Annotated in this window: 29 protein-coding genes and 1 tRNA gene; 8 read left to right on the forward strand and 22 right to left on the reverse strand. The window is 39.2% G+C overall.

The features are described 5' to 3' along the window. Positions 1 to 8: 8 nt before the first annotated feature. From FIM66_RS08015 to FIM66_RS02380, 3 genes are read left to right on the forward strand one after another with little or no spacing between them, the layout of a single operon-like run. The gene (locus FIM66_RS08015) at positions 9 to 230 is read left to right on the forward strand and encodes a hypothetical protein (protein WP_162971328.1); all 222 of its coding nucleotides are present in this window, start codon (positions 9 to 11) and stop codon (positions 228 to 230) included. Between the two features lie 23 nt (positions 231 to 253). Next, positions 254 to 1,534 carry an MFS transporter gene (locus FIM66_RS02375; RefSeq protein ID WP_140547871.1) on the forward strand — a complete coding sequence of 427 codons (1,281 nt, stop codon included), beginning with the start codon at positions 254 to 256 and terminating at the stop codon, positions 1,532 to 1,534. Between the two features lie 54 nt (positions 1,535 to 1,588). Beyond that, positions 1,589 to 2,398, forward strand: coding sequence for a flagellar hook-basal body protein (locus tag FIM66_RS02380; protein WP_120927107.1), 810 nt, complete (start codon positions 1,589 to 1,591; stop codon positions 2,396 to 2,398). 84 nt (positions 2,399 to 2,482) lie between these two features. Here the strand turns inward: FIM66_RS02380 and FIM66_RS08125 are convergent, their stop codons facing one another. The 9 genes from FIM66_RS08125 to FIM66_RS02420 all read right to left on the reverse strand — a co-directional run bounded on the left by FIM66_RS08125 (position 2,483) and on the right by FIM66_RS02420 (position 11,780). Then, complete coding sequence (locus FIM66_RS08125; RefSeq protein WP_238699377.1) at positions 2,483 to 2,641, reverse strand: hypothetical protein; 159 nt, start codon at positions 2,639 to 2,641, stop codon at positions 2,483 to 2,485. Positions 2,642 to 2,892: 251 nt separating this feature from the next. Continuing rightward, a complete protein-coding gene (locus FIM66_RS02385) occupies positions 2,893 to 3,129 on the reverse strand; it encodes a hypothetical protein (protein WP_120896271.1) in 237 nt (78 codons plus the stop codon). A 2-nt stretch (positions 3,130 to 3,131) separates the two neighbouring features. Next, a complete protein-coding gene (locus FIM66_RS02390) occupies positions 3,132 to 3,863 on the reverse strand; it encodes a protein NO VEIN domain-containing protein (protein WP_238700187.1) in 732 nt (243 codons plus the stop codon). Positions 3,864 to 3,899: 36 nt separating this feature from the next. Then, positions 3,900 to 5,708 (reverse strand): translation elongation factor 4, encoded by a 1,809-nt coding sequence (lepA, locus tag FIM66_RS02395; protein ID WP_140478363.1) that lies wholly within the window; start codon positions 5,706 to 5,708, stop codon positions 3,900 to 3,902. Then, complete coding sequence (gene dxs / locus FIM66_RS02400) at positions 5,705 to 7,555, reverse strand: 1-deoxy-D-xylulose-5-phosphate synthase (RefSeq protein WP_194149240.1); 1,851 nt, start codon at positions 7,553 to 7,555, stop codon at positions 5,705 to 5,707. The genes lepA and dxs overlap by 4 nt, the downstream gene beginning before the upstream one ends. Positions 7,556 to 7,557: 2 nt before the next feature. Next, positions 7,558 to 8,334: a flagellar assembly protein FliH gene (gene fliH / locus FIM66_RS02405; protein ID WP_000056261.1), complete on the reverse strand. Its 777-nt coding sequence runs from the start codon at positions 8,332 to 8,334 to the stop codon at positions 7,558 to 7,560. Continuing rightward, a complete protein-coding gene (fliG, locus tag FIM66_RS02410; protein WP_077656576.1) occupies positions 8,321 to 9,352 on the reverse strand; it encodes a flagellar motor switch protein FliG in 1,032 nt (343 codons plus the stop codon). The genes fliH and fliG overlap by 14 nt, the downstream gene beginning before the upstream one ends. 12 nt (positions 9,353 to 9,364) lie before the next feature. Continuing rightward, a complete protein-coding gene (fliF, locus tag FIM66_RS02415) occupies positions 9,365 to 11,068 on the reverse strand; it encodes a flagellar basal-body MS-ring/collar protein FliF (RefSeq protein WP_140599896.1) in 1,704 nt (567 codons plus the stop codon). Between the two features lie 43 nt (positions 11,069 to 11,111). Next, positions 11,112 to 11,780 (reverse strand): phosphatase PAP2 family protein, encoded by a 669-nt coding sequence (locus FIM66_RS02420; protein WP_140599897.1) that lies wholly within the window; start codon positions 11,778 to 11,780, stop codon positions 11,112 to 11,114. 261 nt (positions 11,781 to 12,041) lie between these two features. Here FIM66_RS02420 and pyrG point away from each other — a divergent pair, with 261 nt between their 5' ends. From pyrG to FIM66_RS02435, 3 genes are read left to right on the forward strand one after another with little or no spacing between them, the layout of a single operon-like run. After that, positions 12,042 to 13,658 (forward strand): glutamine hydrolyzing CTP synthase, encoded by a 1,617-nt coding sequence (pyrG, locus tag FIM66_RS02425; RefSeq protein ID WP_140599898.1) that lies wholly within the window; start codon positions 12,042 to 12,044, stop codon positions 13,656 to 13,658. A gap of 8 nt (positions 13,659 to 13,666) precedes the next feature. Next, positions 13,667 to 15,217, forward strand: coding sequence for a single-stranded-DNA-specific exonuclease RecJ (gene recJ / locus FIM66_RS02430; RefSeq protein WP_140599899.1), 1,551 nt, complete (start codon positions 13,667 to 13,669; stop codon positions 15,215 to 15,217). Further along, positions 15,217 to 16,098, forward strand: coding sequence for an RluA family pseudouridine synthase (locus FIM66_RS02435; protein WP_140547865.1), 882 nt, complete (start codon positions 15,217 to 15,219; stop codon positions 16,096 to 16,098). The genes recJ and FIM66_RS02435 overlap by 1 nt, the downstream gene beginning before the upstream one ends. 103 nt (positions 16,099 to 16,201) lie before the next feature. On the opposite strand, the gene FIM66_RS02440 is transcribed toward FIM66_RS02435, so the two are convergent. The 10 genes from FIM66_RS02440 to FIM66_RS02480 form a co-directional block, all read right to left on the reverse strand. Next, complete coding sequence (locus FIM66_RS02440) at positions 16,202 to 16,762, reverse strand: hypothetical protein (protein ID WP_140547864.1); 561 nt, start codon at positions 16,760 to 16,762, stop codon at positions 16,202 to 16,204. Then, positions 16,746 to 17,084 carry a hypothetical protein gene (locus FIM66_RS02445; protein WP_140547863.1) on the reverse strand — a complete coding sequence of 113 codons (339 nt, stop codon included), beginning with the start codon at positions 17,082 to 17,084 and terminating at the stop codon, positions 16,746 to 16,748. Before FIM66_RS02445 ends, FIM66_RS02440 begins: the two co-directional genes overlap by 17 nt. Positions 17,085 to 17,269: 185 nt before the next feature. After that, entirely contained in the window at positions 17,270 to 17,515 is a 246-nt protein-coding gene (locus FIM66_RS08215) for a tetratricopeptide repeat protein (protein WP_423752421.1), read from the reverse strand. 8 nt (positions 17,516 to 17,523) lie between these two features. Continuing rightward, positions 17,524 to 17,652, reverse strand: a complete 129-nt coding sequence (locus tag FIM66_RS08220) for a hypothetical protein (RefSeq protein ID WP_274595184.1) — start codon at positions 17,650 to 17,652, stop codon at positions 17,524 to 17,526. 105 nt (positions 17,653 to 17,757) lie between these two features. Then, on the reverse strand, positions 17,758 to 18,162 hold the full coding sequence (ruvX, locus tag FIM66_RS02455) for a Holliday junction resolvase RuvX (protein ID WP_140547862.1): 405 nt from the start codon (positions 18,160 to 18,162) through the stop codon (positions 17,758 to 17,760). Next, positions 18,159 to 18,959, reverse strand: coding sequence for a DNA-processing protein DprA (gene dprA / locus FIM66_RS02460; protein ID WP_140547861.1), 801 nt, complete (start codon positions 18,957 to 18,959; stop codon positions 18,159 to 18,161). The genes ruvX and dprA overlap by 4 nt, the downstream gene beginning before the upstream one ends. Before the next feature lie 6 nt (positions 18,960 to 18,965). Further along, positions 18,966 to 19,199 carry a cell division topological specificity factor MinE gene (minE, locus tag FIM66_RS02465; RefSeq protein WP_050844007.1) on the reverse strand — a complete coding sequence of 78 codons (234 nt, stop codon included), beginning with the start codon at positions 19,197 to 19,199 and terminating at the stop codon, positions 18,966 to 18,968. Beyond that, positions 19,196 to 20,002 carry a septum site-determining protein MinD gene (gene minD / locus FIM66_RS02470; protein WP_001019104.1) on the reverse strand — a complete coding sequence of 269 codons (807 nt, stop codon included), beginning with the start codon at positions 20,000 to 20,002 and terminating at the stop codon, positions 19,196 to 19,198. The genes minE and minD overlap by 4 nt, the downstream gene beginning before the upstream one ends. Positions 20,003 to 20,026: 24 nt before the next feature. Continuing rightward, a complete protein-coding gene (gene ilvC, locus FIM66_RS02475) occupies positions 20,027 to 21,019 on the reverse strand; it encodes a ketol-acid reductoisomerase (RefSeq protein WP_140599900.1) in 993 nt (330 codons plus the stop codon). A gap of 87 nt (positions 21,020 to 21,106) precedes the next feature. Further along, positions 21,107 to 21,183 (reverse strand) — tRNA-Arg (locus FIM66_RS02480). Between the two features lie 84 nt (positions 21,184 to 21,267). Here FIM66_RS02480 and FIM66_RS02485 point away from each other — a divergent pair. Next, complete coding sequence (locus FIM66_RS02485) at positions 21,268 to 22,050, forward strand: NAD+ synthase (protein WP_140599901.1); 783 nt, start codon at positions 21,268 to 21,270, stop codon at positions 22,048 to 22,050. Beyond that, positions 22,047 to 22,985 carry a tetraacyldisaccharide 4'-kinase gene (locus FIM66_RS02490; RefSeq protein ID WP_140599902.1) on the forward strand — a complete coding sequence of 313 codons (939 nt, stop codon included), beginning with the start codon at positions 22,047 to 22,049 and terminating at the stop codon, positions 22,983 to 22,985. Before FIM66_RS02485 ends, FIM66_RS02490 begins: the two co-directional genes overlap by 4 nt. Here FIM66_RS02490 and pseH read toward each other — a convergent pair. From pseH to pseF, 3 genes are read right to left on the reverse strand one after another with little or no spacing between them, the layout of a single operon-like run. Further along, positions 22,918 to 23,460 carry a UDP-4-amino-4,6-dideoxy-N-acetyl-beta-L-altrosamine N-acetyltransferase gene (gene pseH, locus FIM66_RS02495; protein WP_140599903.1) on the reverse strand — a complete coding sequence of 181 codons (543 nt, stop codon included), beginning with the start codon at positions 23,458 to 23,460 and terminating at the stop codon, positions 22,918 to 22,920. The two genes, FIM66_RS02490 and pseH, sit on opposite strands and share 68 nt — an antisense overlap. After that, positions 23,457 to 24,329, reverse strand: coding sequence for a CMP-N-acetylneuraminic acid synthetase (locus FIM66_RS02500; protein WP_238700914.1), 873 nt, complete (start codon positions 24,327 to 24,329; stop codon positions 23,457 to 23,459). The genes pseH and FIM66_RS02500 overlap by 4 nt, the downstream gene beginning before the upstream one ends. Continuing rightward, positions 24,320 to 25,003: a pseudaminic acid cytidylyltransferase gene (gene pseF, locus FIM66_RS02505; RefSeq protein ID WP_140599905.1), complete on the reverse strand. Its 684-nt coding sequence runs from the start codon at positions 25,001 to 25,003 to the stop codon at positions 24,320 to 24,322. Before pseF ends, FIM66_RS02500 begins: the two co-directional genes overlap by 10 nt. Position 25,004: the final 1 nt, after the last annotated feature.

Here is a 25,004-nt window from a genome sequence, read left to right on the forward strand (position 1 = left end):
ATTGGATATTGGCAATAGAAACATTATTTTTAATTTTTAAAAAGTTACCGCTTGCTTTTCGCAAGCTTTTTATGATTGATTTTAAAAATGCCTGTGCGCATTTTTTAGGCTTTACCACCAATCCTTTATTAAAAACAAAAACTTTTCTCAATGATACAAACGATACCAACCTTTCATCTATTAATCAAATATTATCTGTGGTTTCCCTAACTCCTAGTAAAATTACCTAAAAATTTCATGTTCAAGGATAGCCATGAGCCCCCAACCCGCCACCAAAAAACCCTTAAAATCCCTTTTAGCCGCTAGTTCCGGTAATTTAGTGGAATGGTATGACTTTTACGCTTATGCGTTCTTAGCACCTTATTTCGCTAAGGAATTTACCCACACCAATGACCCCACTTTAGCGCTAATCTCAGCTTTTTTGGTTTTTATGCTAGGGTTTTTCATGCGCCCTTTGGGGAGTTTGTTTTTTGGTAAATTGGGGGATAAAAAGGGGCGTAAAACTTCTATGGTGTATTCCATTATCCTCATGGCGCTAGGCTCTTTTTTGCTCGCGTTGCTCCCCACTAAAGAAATCGTTGGGGAATGGGCGTTCTTGTTTTTATTATTAGCTAGGCTTTTACAAGGCTTTAGCGTGGGAGGAGAATATGGCGTGGTCGCTACTTACCTCTCTGAATTGGGCAAGAATGGCAAAAAAGGTTTTTATGGCTCTTTCCAATATGTAACTTTAGTGGGAGGGCAACTCTTAGCTATTTTTTCACTCTTTATCGTTGAAAATATTTACACGCATGAGCAAATCAGCGCGTTCGCTTGGCGTTATTTATTCGCTTTAGGGGGTATATTAGCCCTACTCTCGCTCTTTTTAAGAAATATCATGGAAGAAACCATGGATAGCAAAACAACTTCCAAAAACACTATTAAAGAAGAAACCCAAAGAGGCAGTTTAAAGGAATTGCTCCACCATAAAAAAGCCTTAATGATAGTCTTTGGGCTAACTATGGGAGGGAGTTTGTGTTTTTATACTTTTACGGTGTATTTAAAGATCTTTTTAACCAACAGCTCATCATTCAGCCCTAAAGAAAGCAGTTTCATCATGCTTTTAGCGCTCTCTTATTTTATCTTCTTACAGCCCTTATGCGGGATGCTTGCGGATAAAATCAAACGCACCCAAATGCTGATGGTTTTTGCGATCACAGGGCTTATTGTAACGCCTGTTGTCTTTTATGGTATCAAGCATGCCACTAGCGTGTATGAAGCCCTATTTTATGAAATACTCGCATTGAGCAGCATGAGTTTTTACACTTGCATTGCTGGGGTCATTAAGGCGGAATTATTCCCTGAACATGTGCGAGCGCTTGGCGTGGGTTTGGCCTATGCGATCGCCAATGCGCTTTTTGGAGGGAGCGCCAGCTATGTAGCGTTAGAGTTCAAACAACATGGTTTTGAAGCGGGGTTTGTGGGCTATGTCATGTTGAGTATTATTATCTTTATGGTTATGGTTATCATATTCCCTAAAAAAACCTATTTGGAATGAATCTGTTTTTATTTAATTTTTGCTATAATTTTTCCTTTTAAAAGGATTATTCGCATGCAAAATGGGTATTATGCGGCCACTGGGGCTATGGCGACACAATTTAACCGCTTGGATTTAACCTCTAATAATTTAGCTAATTTAAACACTAATGGCTTTAAAAGAGACGATGCGATTACAGGCGATTTTTTAAGGCTTTACCAACAATACCGAGAGCAACTGCCCTTAGAAGATCAAACCAAAGCGAGCGCGAAGTATTTAAACCGCAATCTCAATCGTGTGCCTGTTCTATCAGAAATCTATACGGATAGAAGCCTTGGCGCGTTTGAAGAAACGCATAACCCCCTAGATTTTGCCCTAACAAGCCCTAACCTCTATTTTGCGATACAAACTAATGAGGGCGTCGCTTATACCAGAGATGGGCATTTTAGCGTGGATAAAGACGGCTTTTTAGTAACTCTTAATGGCTTTAGGGTGCTTTCTCGTTCGGGCTTGAACGAAAAAGGAGGGATCATGCTCATGCCTGACGCTGAAATTGAAGTCAATCAAAATGGTGGAATCACTTTTAGGGATAATGAAGCCCAAATTCAAGCAGGCTCGTTAGCTTTAGTGAGTTTTAGCGAACCTAAAAATCTTAAAAAAATCGGGCAAAACCTTTATGCTTATCAGGGCGAAGGCGTTCATCAAGTCTCTGATTCTGGCGCGTTAAGGCAATACATGCTAGAAAAAAGCAATGTCAATGCGGTGCGCGAGATGAGCGCTTTGATTGAAATCAACCGCTTTTTGGACATGTATTCCAAAGTGCTAAAAACCCATCAAGACGACATGAACGCCGAAGCGATCAACAAACTCGCTACAAAAGCTTAAAAACGATTTGTCTCTTTGACTGGTGAAAAATTTTCATGCACGCATGTGTTTATCATGTTTATTTTTTCTTTTTTTATATATTGTTTAGTGCTTGGTTCGTTGTGGTTCTTGTGTTTTAAACTCGTTTGTGGCAGGATCATTCCCATTAAGGTTTGAGACGCTATAGTTGGTGCCGTCTCCGTAATGATTAGAGAGTGTCCCATTGGTTTCTAATTCCCTTAATGTTTTTATCGCCCCAATCAAGCTTTTTGATTACCCACTTGATTATCAGCGTTCATTTTAAGATAGAGCCATTTTAAAAGCTTGTAAAAATTTTCTTTCTGCTTCCACTAAACTAGGGTTTAAGAGCAAGTCATTCTTTAAAGCACTGGTATAGGCGGTGTGTGAGCGAAAACTTTTGTTTTTTAAGTCCAATTTGATTTTATCTTTTTGGCATAACCAACACTATATCTAAAGAAATCTTTTTTCTTGTTTGTGAATGTAGTTTTATATTCTTACTCCAACGCCAAGTCAATCAAAATCTGCCAATTCTCTTTATAGTGTTGGAGTTGCGACAAGCTCTTTGTGTTGCCCCATTCTTGTGTGTCTTCAATAGGGATAATATAGCATTCGCTCGTGCAAGTGTCTATCCCTAAAATCAAATCGCAATCTTTTTTGGTGTATTTGTAAGTGCGTTTAGGGGCATTCCTATCAATTTGAACTCCACTCCTATAGCCCCCTGTAAAATTCAAAGTTATTTTATTTGCCCTATTAAGTGGTATTCTAAAATGCTTTTTTGCTTCCTCTCGCATGCCTTAAATTCTAAATGCTTTAAGGGGTTAGCGATAGATAAAAGATAGGGTTTTTCACTCAAATTCAATACCACTACAAGCACATAATCATGGTTATACGCTTGCGCTTGATCGTATTCTTTTTGGGTCAATCTCAATGCCCCTTGCTTTTCTCTAATCCCCTTAACTTCCACTAAAAACGCTTGCTTGTTGGTTTGAATATAGAAGTCATACCCATCGCCAAAAAGACGCATGTCTTTTAAATGCCCATTAGAAAATGTTTTGATATTTTTATAGTGGTTTAAAAAATACAATTCGGCTTCTAAACCCGTTTCTTGCATGCTTTTATAACGAGTTTTAAGGTAAGCGTTAGGGGTAATGTCTAGTTGAATGCCATATTGTTCTTGTAAAAACAATTTCACAATATGGCTAAAACCTTTAGCGTCTTCATCTTTAAACAAACTATCAATCCATAATTTTCTATGGATATAGGCACCGCCTTTTTGCCACCAACCTTTGCGTTTGTTAGGAAAAAAATAATCAAATAAATCCATGCGATTTTTGATAACACCAATCGTGTCAGCCAAGCCAATTTGGACACAATATTCAAAAAAAGCATTTTTAGTAGAAAAACCAAATTCTTTAATAAAGTCATTATCAAATTTTGCCAAAGTATAGCCTATGAGATTTAAAATTTAATTTCTATGTTTTGCCATAGACTTAGCAATGCCCTAATCGATCTTTAATATCGCTAAAAACGCTTCTTGGGGAAGCTCCACCTTACCGATAGCTTTCATGCGCTTCTTGCCCTCTTTTTGTTTTTCTAAAAGTTTTCTTTTTCGTGTAATATCGCCCCCATAGCACTTAGCCGTTACATTCTTACCGACAGATTTAATCGTCTCCCTGGCGATGATTTTATTGCCTACGCTCGCTTGGATAGCGACTTCAAAAAGCTGTCTTGGGATAAGCTCTTTCATCGTTTCCACTAAAGCGCGCCCCTTTTCATACGCCTTGTTTTTATCTATAATGATAGAAAGCGCATCCACCACATCGCCTGCCACCCTCACATCCAACTTCACCAAATGAGCCTCTCTGTTTTCTATAGGCTCATAATCAAAGCTCGCATACCCTTTCGTGCAAGATTTGAGCTTGTCATAAAAATCCATCACAATTTCATTGCTCGGCAAGGAATAAGTGAGCATGACACGAGACTGATTCAAATATTCCATTTTTTCTTGAATGCCTCTTTTGTTGTTCAATAACTGCATTAAATTACCCAGAAATTCACTCGGCGTGATGATCGTCGCCCTCACAAAAGGCTCTTTGATGCAAGCGATACAATTTTCAGGGGGCAATTCGCTAGGGTTTTGGACGTATTTGATGCTATTATCCGTCAAATGCACTTCATACACCACCGTGGGAGCGGTAGCGATGAGGTTAAGGCCAAATTCCCTTTCCAGCCTTTCTTTGATCACTTCCATGTGCAATAACCCTAAAAAGCCCACCCTAAAGCCAAAACCAAGCGCCACAGAGCTTTCAGGCTCAAAATTTAAAGCGCAATCGTTAAGCTGGAGTTTCAATAACGCTTCTCTTAAATCTTCAAACCGGTCCGTTTCTATAGGGTAAAGCCCCGCAAAAACAAAGGGTTTAGCCGGCATAAAGCCTTCAATGGGTTTAGGGGTAGGGTTTTTAGCGTCTGTGAGCGTATCACCCACCGCAATATCCGTAACGCTTTTTAGCCCTAAACTCACAATGCCAATCTCACCGCATTCTAAACTTTTGGTGGGGATTTTTTTCAAAGGGTTAGGGTAGTATAGCCCTAAAACGCCATGTTTTTTACCCGTCCCCATCACTAAAATTTCTTGTTCTGTGTTGATGCTCCCATCCATGATACGCACTAACGCTAACGCCCCTAAATAATTGTCAAACCATGAATCATAAATGAGCGCTTTTAAAGGAGCGTTAGGATCACCGCTAGGGGCAGGAATGGTCGTAATGATTTTTTCTAACAAATCTTTAATGCCAAGCTTAGCTTTAGCGCTCACTTCATTAGCGTTAAAACAATCAATCCCTATCGTGTCTTCTATATCATGTTTGACTTCTAAAACATTCGCATTAGGCAAATCAATTTTATTGATCACCGGTAAAATCTCTAAATTGTTATCTAAAGCGATATAAGTGTTTGCAATGGTTTGCGCTTCCACGCCTTGAGTGGCATCCACCACCAATAACGCCCCTTCGCACGAACACAAAGAACGAGACACTTCATAGCTAAAATCCACATGCCCTGGGGTGTCAATGAGGTTTAAAACATAATCCTCCCCCTTAAAAGTGTAATTTAAACGCACGCTTTGAGCCTTAATTGTAATGCCCCTTTCTTTTTCAATATCCATAGTGTCCATCACTTGGCTCGTCATTTCTCTGTTGCTGATAGCGTTGCATTCAGCGATCAGACAATCCGCTAAAGTGCTTTTACCATGGTCAATGTGAGCGATAATGGAAAAATTGCGGATATTCTTCATTGGCGTCTTTTCTTTCATCTCTCTTGTCCTAAATCTTTTAAAATAGCGTCAATCAAACTCTCTGTGTCTAAGCCTAAGGATTTTTCCACTAAAGCGGTGTTCCCATGCATGATAAATTCATCAATGATTTCAAAGCTTTTAACAGGCTTTAAAATATTTTGTTCGCTCAGAAACTCTAAAATCGCGCTAGCCACCCCCCCAAGCTTGTAATTATCGCTAAAAACATAGAGCTTTTGATAAGGGGCAATGATCGCGCTTAAATTTGGATCTAAGGGCTTTAAAAACCTGAGATCCAAAAGCGCGCACTCTATGTTTTTTTCTTTTAAAGCCAGTTGGACTAAATGCGCCCGCCCCACGCCATTACCATAGCCTATGAGTAAAATTTCGCCCTCTTTTTTCAACAATTCGCTTCGCCCTAAAACAAAACCGCTAGGCTCAAAAACCCCCTCTTTTAGTGCAAACGACCCCCTAGGGTAGCGGAACGCGCAAGGGCTTGAATCGTGTTCGTTGGCAAAATGCACGGCGTTTTTTAAAGTCTCGTTGTCTCGTGGGGCAAAAATGACCATGTTAGGGATAGAGCGCAAATACGACACGTCTAAAAGCCCTTGATGCGTTTCGCCATCTTCGCCCACAATCCCGGCCCTATCAATGGCTAATTTAATCGGTAAGCTAGAAATACAAGCGTCATGCACGATAGAGTCATAAGCCCTCTGCAAAAAAGTAGAATAAATACTCACAAAAGGTTTAAACCCCTCTTTAGCCATAGCACTACTGGAAGTTAAAGCGTGTTGCTCAGCGATAGCGACATCAAAAAAGCGCAAAGGGTAAGCGTCAATGAGTTTGTCTAATCCTGTGCCGCTAGGCATCGCCGCAGTTACGCCTACGATTTTTTCATCTTTCTTGGCTAATTCTAAAAGGGTGTTAGAATACGCTTCAGTGGGCGATAAAATCGCGCTTTTGGATTTTTTAGACAAGCCGGTATCCAAATCAAAAGGCCCCACCCCATGCCATTTTTCATAGCGCCCTTCAGCGATTTTATAGCCTTTGCCTTTTAAGGTTTGCGCATGGATTAGCACCGGCTCTTTAAGCTCTTTGGCTAATTTTAAGGTTTCAATAATCGCGCTCAAATCATGCCCGTTAATAGGCCCTATATAGTTAATGCCTAATTCTTCAAAAAACACGCCCGGGGTGATGAGCTTGAAAGATTCTTCAAAACGGCTCGCTAAGTAATTCACGCTTTCAGGTAGGGTGCTTAAGATTTTTTTGACTTTAGAGCGGAAAGACTGATAAAACGGGCCTTTCATCAGCTGGCTAAGGGCTTTGGATAAGGCTCCAATAGGCGTGCTGATACTCATTTCATTATCGTTCAAAATCATGATCATGGGGTATTTCCTATCGCCCAGTTCGTTTAAGGCTTCATAAAAAATCCCTGCGCTAATGCTCCCATCGCCTAATAAAGCTATAGGCATGCCTAGCACTTGTTTCAAACAAAAAGCTTTAGCCACCCCCACGCCTATAGACACCGAAGTGGAGCTATGCCCGGCAATGAAATAATCGTATGCGCTCTCGCTGGGTTTAGTAAAGCCGCTCAAACCTTGAAACTGCCTTAGAGTGCTAAAGCTTTCAAAGCGCCCGGTTAAGAGCTTGTGAGCGTAAGCTTGGTGCGAAGTGTCAAAAATAAAAGGGTTTTTTTGGCAATCAAATAAGGCATGCATGCCCACAATCAGCTCCACAGCCCCTAAAGAAGAGCTTAAATGCCCCCCATTAGCGCTCACCACTTCTAAAATACGATTCCGTAGCGTTTGGCACACCAACTCCAAGCCTGCAATATCATTAGGGTTTAAATCAAAAGTTTTATTTTGCAAAATCACACCTTAAAATTTTCCAACACGCTTTCTTTGAGCGTTTTAAAGCGCTCCATTAAATTCCCATCAAGGCTCCCATTAGAGCTAGTGATCATAACGCCTCCTTTAGAAATAGCCTCATTGCTCTCTAATTTGATTTTGGAAGCGTTTTGCAAACGCTCGTTTAAATAAGGGTAATCCAAGGGATTGACTTTTAAATGAATATCCGTTGCGTCTAAAACGTTTTTTAAAAGTTCTTCAGCTAAAGCAAGGGCTACTTTTTGGCTGTTGTCTTCCACTTCTTTAAGGATCACTTCTTTAGCTATATCTATCGCAATCGCGCTCAGTTCCTTTTCTAAAGCCATTAAATGATCTTGTGATTTTTTCATTTTTTCATCTAAAGCCGTGATCGCATGCAAAAGCTGGTTTTTTTCTTCATTCACGCTGTGAGTGAGCTCGTTACGCATTTTTTCTTCGCCCTCTTTAAAGCCGATTTTATAGCCATCGTTTTTAGCGTTTTCAATCAAAGCTTTGCTCTCTTCTTGGGCTTTTTCAAACTGCATTTGCAATTTCACTAAATGGCTTGAAAGCTCATCGGTTTTTTTCAACAAGCAATCAATCAAATCGTTTTCTATCGCTTTTTTTTCCAAAGGCTCTTGTGGGTTAGGCGTTTCTAAAGACGCGCCATTAGGATTAGTTTTGGGGGGTAAATTGGCCATGCTCTTAAATTCGTATTTTTGAATGTCATGCTTATTTAGATGGTCTTTTTGGATCAAGTTTTTACGGCTATTCAATGACATCTTCCTCTTCACCGGTTTGGATCACGCCTTTTTCTTGCAAACTCTGCACGATTTCAATGATCTTTCTTTGGGCCACATCCACATCTTTGATTTTAACCGCCCCTAAATATTGCATTTCTTCTACAAATTGCTCTGCAGCCCTACTGCTCATGTTGTTTAAAAATTTATCGGTTAAATCTTTCGTGGAAGTTTTTAACGCCAAAGACAAGTCTTTTTTATCCGCTACTTTCAAAATCTCTCTGATGGCGAAATTGTCTAGTTTGGCTATGTCTTCAAAAGTGAACATCATCTCTTTAATCGCGCCGGCGAGCTTGTTATCCACGCTTTCAATGCGAGCGAGCGTGGTTTTAGCGCTCTTTTGACCTAGGCGGTTAAAGATTTCAGCCACCGCTCTCAAACCGCCCACTTCAATTTTATAGCTGGTGAGCGATTCTAGTTTGTTTTCTAACACCGTGGAAACCCTTTTAACCACTTGGGGCGATATTTCGCCTAAATTCGCCATTCTAATAGAAATCTCGGCTTTCATTTCATCAGGGAAATAGCTCAAAGTCTCAGCCGCATTAGGGGCTTCCATGTGGGCTAAAATCAAGGCAATGGTTTGAGGGTGTTCGTTAATGATGAAATCAGCGAGTTGTTGGGGCTTGATTTTGCCTAAATAAGCGAAATTTTTTTGCGTTTGCAAGCTTTTAGTGAGTTTGTCCATCACTTTTTTGGCTTCTTCGCTCCCTAAAGTCCTGGTTAAAAGCTCTCTAGCGTATTCCAAACCGCCGGTATTGATGTATTGGTTAGATTGGAAAATCGCAAAAAATTCCTCTAAAACCGCCGCGCCGATTTGCTTGTCTGTGCCGTTTAATTGCACGATTTGCTTAGAAATCTCTGTAATGGAGTCAATGTCTAAATGCCTTAAAATCTCGCCTGTGGTGTCTTCGCCCACTTGAATGAGTAAAATAGCGATTTTTTCACTCATGGAAAGTTCGTCTAATTGAGCCTTTTGTTTGGGGGTAAGCTTGGTTGCCATTTTTAACCTTTTTTAACCTTTCGCGCTGTCTGAAGAGATTTCATCTTTGATCAGGAGTTTAAAGAGCGTAGCGATTTCATCAGGGCGCTCTTTAAGGGTCCCTCTAATCTTTTCTAAGATAATTTCGTATCTTACTTCTTCTTCGCTAAAGGTTGCATTAAGCCCTAATTGATCTTCTACTTTTTTTCTCAAATCGCCGAGTTTGTTCAATTCATCTTCTTCTTCATCCATTTCTTCAAACATGGATTTCACTTCCTTATCTTCATCAGGCACCACTTCCAGCATGCGTTCGCTGAAAGGCACAATCACTTTTTTATAGAAAATAAATAGCACTATAAACACCAAAACATACTTGATTAAAGGCGTGAATGAGCCTAAGATTTTTTGAGTTTTGTGCATGATTTTTTCGCTCAAAGTGGCGTTGTCAATCATGGGCGCCATAGGGTTAAACTCAAAATTACTCACCGCCACATCATCGCCTCTATTTTGGTTATAGCCAATGGCCTGTTTCACTAGAGCGTTGATTTTTTTAAGCGATTCATCGCTCAAAGGCTCGTATTCTAAAGTGTTTGCCCCATCTTTAAGTGCGATTTTATACTTGCCATCCACCACAACCGCCGCATTCAAACGCACTAAAGTGCCAAACTCGCCCTTAATCTCGCTAATGGTTTTACCCACTTCATAATTGGTCGTGTTTTGAGACTTTTCGTATTTTTCTGGCTCTTTATTGTCTTTCAATCCTTGCACAGGGCCGATATTGCTCACAACCCCAGGCACGCCGCCGACTTGTTTTTTAGGAGTGCCTTCTTTTTTTTCTTCTAAATTTTGCTCGCTCCTTACAACATTATTGGGATCAAAAGTCTCTTTAGTGCTTTTCTTTTGGCTGAAATCAAACTCCGCATTGACCCTTGCGACCACCTTGTTTTTACCCCCCACAATAGGGGCTAAGATATTGACAATCTTATTTTCTAAAATGTTTTCAAAATTTTGTTTGTAATGCAATTGCTCTAGGGCTAATTCTTTGGAGTTTTCTAGTATATCGCCCTCGCCTATTGATTCACCATTTTCATTCACGATTTTCACATTTTCTATCGTGAGTTTAGGCACAGCTGCAGCGATTAAATTTTTAATCCCTAAAATTTGAGTGGGTGAAAGCTTCATGTCAGGCTTGAGTTTGAGCATCACCGAAGCGCTAGGAGGGACTTCTTTAGCCACAAACACGCTGTCTTTAGGGATTGCAATATGCACATTGGCTTTAAGAATGGGGTTTAAACTTTCAATCGTGCGCGACAATTCCCCCTCAATGGCGCGAATGAGTTTGATATTTTGATCAAAATCAGTCGCTCCAAAGTCTTTAGTGTCAAAGATTTCAAAGCCCACTTTACTCGTTTTAGGGATCCCTTGAGAAGCCAGAGTGATCCTTTCTTCATACACTTTATCTTTAGGGATAAGAATGGTGTCATCTTTTGAGACTTTATAAGGGATTTGGTTTTGCTGGAGATGCTGTAAGATTAAAGCGTTATCGCTAGAGTCTAATCCTTCAAATAAAACCCCATAGCCCCCTTGCGCGTAGTCTTTTTCTTTAAAAGGATAGAGCAACAAAAACACAAGCAAGGCGGTGATTAAAACCCCCGCTGCGATCAGGGCGATTTTTTGCTTTTTATTGAGTTTGATGAAAAAATCAACAATCCGTTGCAATAATACCTTTAAATCCAATATTAAAACCTTGATAAAATTTTCATTCTTTTAAGCCGTTCGCTTAGATCTTTTGGAACACGCTCAAATAAATCCCTATGGAAAAACAAGCCCCTAACGCCCCTAAACAAAACCCTCCTAAAACACTACTGAAAGAAACCCCTAAAACAATCAGCACCAACCCTATTAAAAAAATCAAACCAAATAAGCTATAAAAAAGAATATTTTTAAGCGTTTGATGCGTGATCAAATGGGGTATTAATAAAACAAGCAACCCATAAAATAGCGTTAAAGAAAGCGCAGAAGCGTTAGGGAAATTAGCGCTGTGCGAAAGCCACTGAATGGAATATGCAAAAAGGTGTTTTAAAGATTCTAAAAGGGCTTCAAACAGGATCACGCTTAACACAAACCACACCCCAAGCGCTAAGTTTCTGCGATACAGGCTTAAAAACACCCCCACCAACAAGCTCAAAGGCAGCACGAACTGAGAAGAACCTAACTTAGCGATACTTTGGAGGATTAGAGTTAAAATAGGGCTAGAATTAAAGGGGGTTGAACGCACGAAATTAAAAATGGCATTGTCCATTAAATGAGCATAATCAAAAAAAACCAAGCCAGCAATAAGGATAAAAAACGCGCTAAAAATACCCCCTAAAAGAAACAGGGTTTTAACTGGTAATAAGAAAAATGCTTTGGGTTGTGCAGAAACATTTTTGAAAGAATTTTCAGCCATTATTTAAAACCCTTACTAGTAGTTAATTCAAAACTTATATTATACGCCAACGAACTTTAAAATTGCTCTTAAAAGTTTTAAGACAATGAAGTTTAAGCACATAAAAGCTTTTTATTTTAATCAAACCTAGTTAATAAGAAACTGAAATTGTTTTTTTTTTTTTTTTTTTGAAATCGCTTTAATTTTTGCCCTTTTTTAAAGCTTTTTAACCCTTTTTAGACTACAATTTAAGAAGCAAAAATTAAAGGAACGCAATAACTTATGGATAGAGCCAAATTTATATTCGTTACAGGGGGCGTGTTAAGCTCTCTAGGGAAAGGGATTTCATCTTCTTCAATCGCTACGCTTTTACAGCATTGCAATTATCAGGTTTCTATTTTGAAGATTGACCCTTATATCAATATTGATCCAGGCACCATGAGCCCTTTAGAGCATGGAGAAGTGTTTGTAACTAGCGATGGCGCTGAAACGGATTTAGACATAGGGCATTATGAACGCTTTTTGAACAGGAATTTAACAAGGTTGAATAATTTCACTACCGGGCAGATTTTTTCAAGCGTGATAGAAAATGAAAGGAAAGGGGAATATTTAGGCAAAACCATTCAAATCGTCCCCCATGTAACCGATGAAATCAAAAGGCGCATTAAAAGTGCGGCTAAGGGGTTGGATTTTTTAATCGTGGAAGTGGGCGGAACCGTGGGCGATATGGAGGGCATGTTTTATTTGGAAGCGATCCGCCAGCTTAAATTGGAATTAGGGAATGAGAAAGTCATCAATGTGCATGTAACCTTGATCCCTTATATCCAAACCACTAACGAATTAAAAACCAAACCCACGCAACATTCCGTCCAAGAATTAAGGCGCCTTGGCGTAACCCCTCAAATCATTTTGGCGCGATCGCCTAAGCCTTTGGATAAAGAATTGAAAAATAAAATCGCTTTGAGTTGCGATGTGGAGCAAGACAGCGTGATTGTGGCCACAGACACTAAAAGCATTTACGCATGCCCCATTCTTTTCTTGCAAGAAGGCATTTTAACCCCCATCGCCAGACGCTTTAATTTGAATAAACTACACCCCAAAATGGCGGCTTGGAACACTTTAGTAGAAAAGATTATCGCTCCTAAACACAAAATTAGGATTGGTTTTGTAGGCAAGTATTTAAGTTTAAAAGAATCTTATAAATCCTTGATTGAAGCCTTAATCCATGCGGGCGCGCATTTGGATACGCAAGTCAATATTGAATGGCTAGATAGCGAGAATTTTAATGAAAAAACTGATTTAGAGGGCGTTGATGCGGTTTTAGTGCCTGGGGGCTTTGGAGAAAGGGGGATTGAGGGCAAAATTTGTGCCATTCAAAGAGCAAGGTTAGAAAAACTCCCCTTTTTAGGGATTTGTTTGGGCATGCAATTAGCGATCGTTGAATTTTGCCGCAATGTTTTGGGTTTAAAAGGGGCTAACTCTACGGAGTTTAACCAACGCTGCGAACACCCTGTGGTGTATTTGATTGAAGATTTTATAGATCAAAACCACCAAAAACAGGTGCGCACCTATAATTCGCCTTTAGGAGGCACCATGCGATTAGGGGAATATGAATGCGAAATATTGCCAAATAGCTTGTTAGAAAAAGCTTATAAAAAGCCTAGCATTAAAGAAAGACACCGCCATCGTTATGAAATCAACCCCAAATACCGCCAAGAGTGGGAAAATAAGGGCTTGAAAGTGGTGGGTTTTGGGGCAAATTATTTGATTGAAGCGGTTGAATTAGAATATCACCCGTTCTTTGTGGGGGTGCAATTCCATCCGGAATTCACCTCCAGGTTGCAAAGCCCTAACCCTATTATTTTAGATTTCATTAAGAGCGCTCTTCATAAATCCTAATCTAAACAATGAAACAAAAGCTTAAAGCTCAAATCAAAGAGCGAGTGGTCTCTATCGCTTATAATGAAAAAGGGTTTCCTAGCCCCTTTTTATTTAAAGACTTGAAAAAAGCCGCGCTCAAAATCATAGAAGCCATGCGTGCAAACACAGAAATTTTAGTGGTGGGCGATTATGACGCTGACGGCGTGATTAGCTCTGCTATCATGGCAAAATTTTTTGAAAGCCTAAACTACAAGCATGTCCGCATTGCAATCCCTAATCGCTTCATGGATGGCTATGGGATTTCTAAAAAATTTTTAGAAAAACACCACGCCCCTTTAATCATCACGGTGGATAACGGGATTAGTGCCTTTGAAGCCGCGCGATTTTGCAAAGAAAAAAACTACACCCTTATCATCACCGATCACCATTGCTTAAATAATGATGAAGTCCCAGACGCTTATGCGGTGATCAACCCCAAGCAACCGGATTGTGATTTTATCCAAAAGGAAGTGTGCGGGGCGTTGGTGGCGTTTTATTTGTGCTATGGCATCCACCAGCTTTTAGGGAAAGAAAAAAGCCATTCTAGTGAGTTGTTGTGCTTAGCGGGCGTGGCGACTATTGCTGACATGATGCCTTTGACTTTTTTTAACCGCTTTTTAGTTTCTAAAGCCTTGTATTTTTTGCAAAAAGAATCTTTAGGGGCAATGGGGTTTTTGTGCCAAAGAGAAGTTTTTAGAAAACGCTCTTTAAAAGCGAGCGACATTTCTTTTAGTATCGCCCCCTTAATCAACTCCGCAGGACGCATGCAAGACGCGAAAATGGCTTTAGATTTTTTAAGCGCGAATAATTTTCAAGATGGCTATTCTTTGTATGAACGCTTGAAAGCATGCAATATGAAGCGTAAAATGATCCAACAGCAGGTTTTTGAAGAGGCTTTTAAGCATGCGATGGTTGGAGAAAAAATTATCGTCGCTTTTAAGGATAATTGGCATGAGGGCGTGCTTGGGATTGTGGCTTCAAAATTAGTGGAAGCCACTCAAAAGCCAAGCCTGGTTTTTACCTTTAAAGAAGGGGTGTATAAAGGGAGCGGGCGTAGCTCTCCAAATATTGATTTGATTGACGCTTTGAATGGGGTTTCTTCTTTGTTGCTCGGCTATGGGGGGCATAGGCAAGCTTGCGGGTTGAGCGTTGGAAAAAACAATATCGTCTCGCTCTTTGAAACTTTAGAAAATTTTGATTTTAAAGTCTTGCCTTTTTATGAAAAAGAACCCCCTTTAACGCTCAAATTAAAAGACATTGACAGAGAGCTTTTAGAGATTATAGAAGCGGGCGAACCTTATGGGCAAGAAAACCCTAAGCCTTTATTCCAAGCGCAAAATTTAGAAGTCATAGAAGAAAAAATCATTAAAGAAAGCCACCAAATTCTGCGTTTTAAGGATAAAGAATGCGTTAAAGAGGCTATTTATTTTAATGCTGAGCGGTTTTTGAAAGCGGGCGAAAAGGTGAGCGTGCTTTTTAGCGTGGAATTAGATGAGTGTTCTAATGAGCCTAAAATGTTTGTTAAAAGTTTGTTGTAGTGCCTTTTGTTGAAGAAGAATTTGAAATTTTAAAACCCACCAAAGCCTTGTTTTTGGTGCGCGATATTTTAAAATGCTCTTTAAAAGAAGCCCAACGACACCTTGACAAACAACGCTTAAAACAAAACCAACAAGCCGTGCGTAAATCTCAAATCATTCAAGGGGTCGTTCGCTTGATTCATTTCAAGCCCAATGAAAAAACTCAAGCGCTTGTTTTTGAGACTAAGGATTTTGGTGCATTTGACAAACCCGCTCAAGTCTATACCCACCCTAAAGGCTATTTTTACCATGAAAGCTTATTAGATTGTATCCAATCGCATTTGGGTAAAAACGCCCACCCAGCCCACAGACTGGACTATGAAACGAGCGGGTTAGTTTTAGCGGGCAAGACCTTACAAAGCGTTAAGGATTTAAAAGCGCTTTTCATGCAAAAAAAAGTGAAAAAAACTTATTTGGCGCTAGTGCATGGATTGGTTGAAAAAAATATGAAAATAGACAAACCCATTCTAACGCCACAAAACATTCAAAAAGATTTGCGCATTCGATCTAAAATTTCTCCTTTAGGCAAGCCTTCAACCACGCTTGTTGAGCCTTTAAGCTATAACCCTTTTTTGGATATAAGCTTGCTTAAAATAACCCCACTCACCGGGCGCACGCACCAAATCCGCTTGCATTTGAGCAGCATAGGGCATAGGATCGTGGGCGAGGGGCTTTATGGGGTGGCCGATGAAGAAGCGAGAGGATACCTTCAATTAAAGCGTGAAAACAACGCCCCATTACTCATGCTCCATGCCGCTAGTTTAGAGTTTGAATTTAAAGGAGCGATCTACAAAATCGCTTCCCCCATGCCCGAACGCTTCATGCCTTTTTTAAAAGATTGACCCCCTTTTTTATTGATTATCCCCTGATTATTTTATTGATTATTTTATTGACTATTTTCTTTTTGGGGGGTTTTTTTTGATTAAGATTTTCTGTACGCCTTTTTTAATCCCCCTTATCCTTTCTGGCTTTCAATTCCTCTTGTTTTTTAAGAATCATTTCTTCAGTAATGTTAGAAAGCTTGTCTTTATGGTTTTCGCTATTAGAATCTTCTTTGTGGCGGGACTCTTCTTGTTTTTTTGAAATGATTTCTTCAGCGATGCTAGAGAGTTTTTCCGCATTTTTGGTGTCTTTGTAGTTGGAGCGGTTTTTTAAATTCTCTCTGATTTGCCTTTTTCTTTGAATGAGCGTAAACATTTTTTGGCTGAATTGGTAGCATTTACGTGCGCTTATGACAATCACGCCCCACTTGATCAATAAAGCGATTAAAAGCCAAATAAAAGAGCTAGAAGTGTCCAATAAAAACTGACGCACATCGCTATACACCCAAATATCCACTAAAATAACCAACAGAGTGATGAAAATAGAAAACGCAATGCTTTTAAACCGAAAAAGCCACGCCACGATCACAAACCCTCTCGTGTGCCTGTGGGCTAACAGCCAGCGTTCATTCTTTTCGCTAAAAAAATTCATTAAACCAGAAATTACGCTATTTTTCTTGCTCATTCTCGCCCTTTTCCCAAACTTCTTTAAAATGCTTGGTGGTTTTTTCTTGTTTTTCTTTCAATTCTTTAGCGTGGATTTGCTCTAACAACCTTTTTTCTTCCGCTTCAAACATGATTTTTAATTCTTCTTCATTGAAATCGCTCAGTTGCATGCCCTCTTTTATCAAGCGTTTTTCTACGATTTTAACCGCTTGCTCCCTGATTTTTTGAGATTTTTCTTTAAAAAGCGCTCGTTTGGTTTTTTGAAACGCTTCATTAGAATTTTTATGGATCGTTTGTTTGCAAAAATCTAAAAAATCCTTGACTTGATGCATAATTTTCATGGTTATCCGTTTTTAAAGAGTTTTTAAGACTAATGACCCCTAAAAGAATACCAAAAAAAGATTAAAACTCTCTAGTAAAATATTTTCTTAAAAGAATAGGGGGCATTTTGGCGATACTCTAACCCCCTAAAATAGGGCTTTTGTGGGATAGTTTCTAGGTGAGGTTATCGCATGCTTTTTGTCCCTTATTTTTCTTTGAGTACCTCGCATGCCTTTTGATCTCCTAACTTGCAAGCTTTAGAGATATATTGAGCGGCTTTTGTTAAGTTTTTTTCCACCCCTTGACCATTATAATATAGAACTCCTAAAGCACCACACCCCATACCTTCTTTTAACTCGCATGCTTTAGAATAAAAATAAGCGGCTTTTATTAAGTCCTTTTCTACGCCTTTTCCATTATAATATAACGCCCCTAAATTAAAACATCCCAAACCCTCTTTTAAATCGCATGCTTTTTCAAATATTTTTTAGCTTGAATGTAATCTTTCGCTTCAATACTCTTTACACCCAAATCAAAAAGCTCTTCAGGGGTTGGTCTGCCATTAACCCCCCCCCCCAATAAACACACAACACAAGCATAAAACCCTAAAAATCGCTTTTTTGAAACTTAGCATGACGCTTCTCCCTTTTATTAAAAAATTCAGACTTTATTATAATCAAATTACAATCAGATCTAATGATTTTTTAAAACCTGCTGGCAATAGCGCTCTAAGATCCTGCAAGCGCTCAAAGAGTCTAGCCGACCGTCTTTGATAGCGATCCGCTTATTTTTCTTACCCAAATGCTCTAAATTTTCATAGGCTTCTATGCTGGATCTGTCTTCATTAATAAAAACGATTTCGCCCTTAAAATCTACAAGCCTGATGAAATGCTCAATGCGCGCGTTCGTATCCGCATAGCTTTCATTGGGCTTGCCCACCACTAGCACCTGAATGTCTTTTTCCCTCAACAAATCGCTCAAATCCCTAGAGGCTTGATTCCTATTTTGGCGTAAAATCGCTTCCAAAGGCAAGACAACGCCGTTTAAAAGCGCAGCGATGCCAATGCGTTTTAACCCCACATCGCATGCCAAAATCATGCCAACACCACGAGATGATTGATGCGCTTGATCTTACCCAACAGCTCGTATTCTAAAAGCTTATCCCCAAATTTGAGATACGCTTCTTCATAGCTGGGGTTTTTGGCACAATATTCTAAAAATTCATCTTCCATTTCAGGCATTTCTTTTAAATGGTAGTCTTTTAAAAGGGTGTTTATAAAATTTTGAATATTAAATATCCCTTGAGCCTGCCCTTTTTCTAAAAGCTCATTAGTGCCATCGCTCTCATTCAAACGTTGGGGTAAAACAAACAAGGGTTTTTGGTATTTTTGGGCTAATCTCGCACTGCTCATAGAGCCGCTTTGTAAATCCGCTTGGGGGATAATCACTACATCGCTTAAAGCGATCACCAGGCGGTTTCTCGCTAAAAAAGAGCCTTTAATGGGCATGAAGTCTTTTTCATATTCGCTTAAAATCAAGCCCTTTTGCGCGATTTCTTGGATCACTTTATGGTTGTTTGTAGGATAGATGAAATCCAAACTGCAAGGCGAAAGCATGATCGTTTTTGGTAAGGCGTTTTCTTGAGCGATAATATCCACGCCTAACGCTCCTCCGCTCACAATAACCGCACCATTTTTAGCAAGCTCTCTAGCTAGAGTGATGGTGTGTTGCTTGCTATAAGGGGTGGGTCTTCTTGTGCCGATGATAGCCACTTTTAAAGGCGCTTCTAAAAGCTTGGTATCGCCCACACAATAGAGCTTTTTAGGGGGGTCTTTGAGCGTATCAAAGGCTTTAGGGATATTTTCTAGTGCGCTGTATTGGAAATTACTTTTCATTTTAAACTATTTAGGCAGTATGATCTCCACTTCAATCGTTTCCACGCTCTGGTTGCTATCAAGGGTTTTGAAATGGATGTCTGAATATTTAGTGTATTTTTGAATAACGGCAATGATTTCTTTACGCATCTCTTCCATGTAGGGTAAATTTAAAGTGCGCTCTTTGGCTAGAATCAATTTTAATCTATCTGTTGCGGTAGCCGCGCTCCCTTTGTTTTTAAAAAAATCAAACAAACTCATGAAAATATCCCTTTTAACGCGCTAAAAAAGCCTCTTTTAGCCTTAAATTCCACATATTCCACTTCTTCGCCTAAAATCCGTCTGGTGATGCGTTGGTAAGCCTTTGCGCTCTCGCAGTCCGTGCGAATCACCGGCTCGCCCTTGTTGGTCGCTGAAATAATATGGTGATCTTCAGGAATGATCCCAATTAAAGGCAAGCATAAAATCTTAAGCACTTCTTCTATGGGAATCATCTCGCCATTTGCCACTAACTCAGGTTTTAAGCGATTGATTATCAAATGCTTATGCACTTCTTCGCCCCTTTTAGCCCGATTGGACTTCGCGTCAATAATGCCAATCACTCTGTCGCTATCCCTTAAGGAACTCACTTCGGGCGTTACCACCACTAACGCCATGTCCGCATGCAAAATCGCATGCTCAAAACCGCTTTCAATCCCAGCCGGTGAGTCAATCAAAATATAGTCAAAATCCGCCCTTAAAGCGTTGATTAAAATCGCTACTTTTTCCTTATCTAAAACATTTTTATCCTTGCTTTGTGAAGCCGCTAAAAAAGAAAGGTTTTTAGTCTTTTTATCCGTGATTAAAGCCTGCGAAAGGTTGCAATTTTTTTCCATCACATCCACCACATCATAAACAATGCGATTTTCTAACCCTAAAATCATATCCAAGTTCCTAAGGCCTATGTCAAAATCAACCGCTACGACTTTTTTACCGCTCTCAGCCAAGCCAATCGCTAAATTAGCCGTGGTGGTGCTTTTACCCACGCCCCCCTTACCTGAAGTGATAGTAACTACTATTGCCATATAATTCCTTTTAATTTAATTGATTTATTTTTTATGATTGAATGGGGCGCGTAAAATTTCCCCAATTTGTTCTATTTTAGTCTCTTTAAGGGCTTTCCTCTCTGTGTTTAACCTGGGGTAATTCAAACTCTTTTCCAGTAAAAAATCCTTAGCGAATGAGCCGTTTTGAATCTTTTTTAAGATTTTTTGCATGCGTTTTTCTAACAGATTTCCCATAGACTCTCTAGCTTTAATCGCTCCAAATTCAGCGGTGTTAGAAATGTGTTTCCTTAAGCCCTCTACCCCCTTATAATGCAATAAATCCGCCACTAATTTCACTTCATGCACGCATTCAAAATAGGCTAATTCTTCAGGGTATCCTGCTTTAATTAAAGTTTCAAACCCCATTCTCACAATCGCTTCTAACCCTCCGCACAAAACCGCTTGCTCGCCGAATAAATCGCTCTCGCATTCTTCTTTAAAGCTCGTTTCTAAAACCCCCATCCTCCCTCCGCCCATCGCTTTAGCGTAACTTAAAGCCACCGCTTTAGCGTTATTTTTTGAGTTTTCTTGCTCTATGGCGATCAGATGGTATAAGCCCTTATTTTTAAGGTATTCTTCTCTTAAAGCGCTCCCGGGTCCTTTTGGCGCGACTAAAATCGCGCCCACGCCTTTTGGAAGAACAACCTGATTGAAATGCACGCTAAAACCATGAGCAAAGCCCACAATTTGCCCCTCTTTTAAAAAAGGGATCACTTCTTTTTCTAACACTTCCTTATGCAATTCATCCGGGAGTAGTGCCATGATTACATCCGATTGTTGGACTAATTCCTTGACTCCTAGCACCTCAAAACCCTCTTTTTTTGCTTTTGAAACGCTCAAACTCCCTTGATACAAGCCAATACGCACCTTCACTTTAGAGTCCCTCAAATTGAGTGCTTGGGCTTCTCCTTGAGCGCCATAGCCAATAATGCCCACTTGTAAGGATTGGATAACGCCTAAATCAATGTCTTTATCATAATAAACGGGTAATGCCAAAATCAAATCTCCTAGCGTGTTTAAGCAAGTATTTATTTTACCATAATGGGAGCGATAATGTTTAAAAACATGCAGAATGTTAAGAAATGGTGTGCTCGGAGGGATTCAAACCCCCGACCTACAGGACCGCAACCTGTTGCTCTATTCAGCTGAGCTACGAGCACTTTTAAAGGAGTGAAACGATAATTATAGCAAGAAAAGCTAATTTTTCACTTAAGCGGTGCGTTTTTTCTATTATAATTTAAGGCATGCAAAAAGATTACCAAAAACTCATCGCTTATTTATGCGATTTTTTAGAAAAAGAAGTTCAAAAAAAAGGCTTTAAAAAAGTCGTTTACGGGCTGAGCGGGGGGCTAGATAGCGCGGTCGTTGGGGTGCTGTGCCAAAAGGTTTTTAAAGAAAACGCCCATGCCCTTTTAATGCCCTCTTCAGTCTCTATGCCAGAAAGTAAAACAGACGCTTTGGATTTGTGCGAAACGTTTTCTATCCCTTATACAGAATATTCTATCGCCCCCTATGATAAAATTTTTGGCTCTCATTTTAAAGACGCGAGCCTTACTAGAAAGGGGAATTTTTGCTCACGATTACGCATGGCTTTTTTATACGATTATTCTTTAAAAACCGATTCTTTAGTCATTGGCACGAGCAATAAAAGCGAAAGGATGCTAGGCTATGGCACTTTATTTGGGGATTTGGCGTGCGCGATTAACCCAATTGGGGAATTATTTAAAACCGAAGTTTATGAACTCGCTTATTATTTAAATATCCCTAAAAAGATTTTAAATAAGCCCCCTAGCGCGGATTTATTTGTGGGGCAAAGCGATGAACAAGATTTAGGCTATCCTTATAGCGTGATTGATCCTTTATTGAAGGATATTGAAGCGTTGTTTCAAACAAAGCCCATCCATTTAGGAACGCTCACCCAATTAGGCCATGATGAAATTTTAGTGAAAAACATCATAAGCCGTATCCAAAAAAACGCTTTCAAATTAGAATTACCCACCATCGCCAAACGATTTGATCCTGAATGAAAAGCGATAAACCCTTTTTAGAGCGCTATTTTTATGACCCAACTCTTTTGCAAAAGGGGTTGATTTTTGTGCTCTATCCTTTTTCTTTAATCTATCAAGGCATCGCCACCCTTAAACGAAAAACCGCTAAAAAGCATGATTTTAAAATCCCCATTATCAGCATAGGTAATTTGATCGCCGGGGGAAGCGGTAAAACGCCCTTTATTTTAGAAATCGCTCCAAGATACCAAGAAGTGGCGGTTGTCTCTAGGGGGTATCAACGGGATTCTAAAGGCTTAGTGGTGGTGAGCGTTAAGGGAAATATTTTAGTTCCTCAAAAAACAGCGGGCGATGAAGCTTATCTTTTGGCTTTAAATTTAAAACAAGCGAGCGTGATTGTGAGCGAAAAAAGAGAGCTAGGCGTTTTAAAAGCCCTTGAATTAGGGGCAAAAATCGTGTTTTTAGACGATGGTTTTAGGTTTAATTTCAACCAGTTCAATGCACTTTTAAAGCCTAAAATCCCCCCCTACTACCCTTTTTGTTTGCCTAGTGGGTTGTATAGAGAAAGCGTTAATAGCTATAAAGAAGCCCATTTAGTCGTTACAGAAGATAAGGATTATAAAAGAATCACCTCTATCACTAACCCCACCAAACGCATGCTTTTAGTAACGGCTATCGCTAACCCTAGCAGGCTTGATGCGTTTTTACCCAAAGAAGTGGTTAAAAAATTGTATTTTAGAGACCATGCCCCTTTTGATTTGGAGCTTTTAGAAAAAGAGTTTCACAACAATAACGCCACTTCCTTATTGGTTACTTCAAAAGATCTCGTCAAATTACAAGATTGCAACTTGCCTTTAAGCGTATTAAATTTAAAACTAGAAATTTGCCCTAAAGTTTTAGAGCAGATCGATCATTATATCCTTTCTTATCCTTGTAATACAAAAGAACATCTATAAACTCCTTTTCTTTAGAGATAAAGCCTTTCAAACGCCCCTCTAACTCATAATGGTTTTTTTCATAAAAAGCGATCGCTTTGAAATTGTTCTCCATCACTTCTAAATGTAAAGAATTTAATTGGAACTCTTCAAAAGCGATAAATTCCAAGGCTTTTAAAATCGTTTCTCCCTTATTTTTCAAAAAAGGGTTTTTATAAATCCCCAAATACCCATGCTTATGAAAAAAATTGATTTTAGTGATAGAGCCAACCCCTAAATAAACGCCCTCTTCTTTAAACAAAAAATAGCGGTGGTTGGGTGAGTTTTTTAAATCTTCTATGAATTGCAAATGCGTTTTTAAAGAAATAAAAGCGCTATACATCCATAAAGCAGTGTTTGGGTGGTTACGAAACTCTAAAACCAACAATTTTTCTCCATCGTTTAACTGGGTAAAATCAATCGCTTGGATATTTTTATAAGAATAATTTTTTTTCAAATCTCTAAAAACTCCCTTAATGCGCCCTCTAATTTATCCCCAAAAACTAGATTTTTTGCCCAGGCTTGGTTTTTTTGAATTTGTAAATTTTCAAAATCTTTAGCTAGAGTTTTTAAACTCGTTTGTTTGAAAATACCCAAACTTTCAAATTCTTGGCTTTGAATGATCTGATTAGAAGCAATGGGAAGAATAAGAGAGGGCGTTTGAGAAAGAGCCAATTCATAGAGGGTTTGGCCTGCAGCGCTAATAGCGCAAGCGCAAAATTTCATCAAAGAACTGAACTCTAAAGGGTTTAAAGGGCTGTAATAATGCGTGTTCTTGGGAGGATTTTTAGGAGTATAAGGTGAAATGATATGCAAATGCATGCCCTTATTTTCTAAAATTTTGACTATCTCTTTAAGCGTTTTTTGCTCGCTCCCCCCTAGAGTGATCAGCACTTCTTTATTTTCTGCATTAATAGGGCGCTCATAGACAAAGCGAATATCAACAGGGTAAAACCCCACCCCCAAATAATACTGATAATCTTTTGATAAATCATGGTAGTGTTTTAAAGCGTTCAGCGTGAAATTCATGATCTTAGTGTTTTTAGGGTAAAACCCCTTAGCATGCTCTTCATCTTCTATCACCATAAGGCTTTTGGCTTTTTCTTTTAAAAGATAAAAATCCTTTGAATTTAAAGAATAGCTATCCGTAATCAAAAAATCATCATTGCCAACACCCTCTAAAAAAGCGCTTATATTATTTTGCTGGTGTGAATAAAGATCCGCTTTAACCCCTAATTTTTCTATAAAAGAAAGGATTTTTTCACAACGCCTCACATGCCCTAAACCGCTTGTTAAAAACGCATCGCACAGAATTTTTACTGGCATGCGTTTTTCAAACGGCTGTATTTGAGCTTGGCTAATTCTAAATCTTCTAAAGTGTCAATATCTTGGACTTCTAAGGGCGATAATTCTAAAGCGATAGAATTTGGGCTAAAAATAGGCCGCATTTCTTTAAAGGCTTGAGCCTTCCCCATATAAAGCAATCCTGCGTCATGATAGAGCGTTTTTAGATCTTGCGTGCGCGTGTTTGAATGCTCTTTAAAAGCCATTTGAACGCCGTTTTCAAGGCTAAAAGAACGATAGGGCGAAGCGCTAAAGGGAGAGCATGTGAAAACATAATCCGTATTTTCTTTTAAAGTTTCAAAAGCGTTTTTCAAATGCTTTTCTTGTAAAAATACTGAAGCGCCATACAAACAACACGCAATATCTTCATCTTTTAACTCTAATTCTTTCATGTGATAAGCCATCACCTCTAAAGTCGTGGCTTTATCATTCGCTAAAACTTTAGGGCGCAAATTCAAAAAACTCGCCCCATAATTTTTAGCTAAACGAACATACTTCATGCTATCGCTAGAGATAAACACCTTTTCAAAAAGCTTGGAATTTAGCGCCGCTTCAATAGGGTAAGCGAGCATGGGTTTATTAAAAAAATCAATAATATTTTTATTCTTGATCCTTTTACTGGAACTTCTGGCTAAAACAATAGCGATCGCTCTCATG

Source organism: Helicobacter pylori (assembly GCF_006439795.1).
In the GTDB taxonomy this organism is placed as follows: domain Bacteria; phylum Campylobacterota; class Campylobacteria; order Campylobacterales; family Helicobacteraceae; genus Helicobacter; species Helicobacter pylori_CR.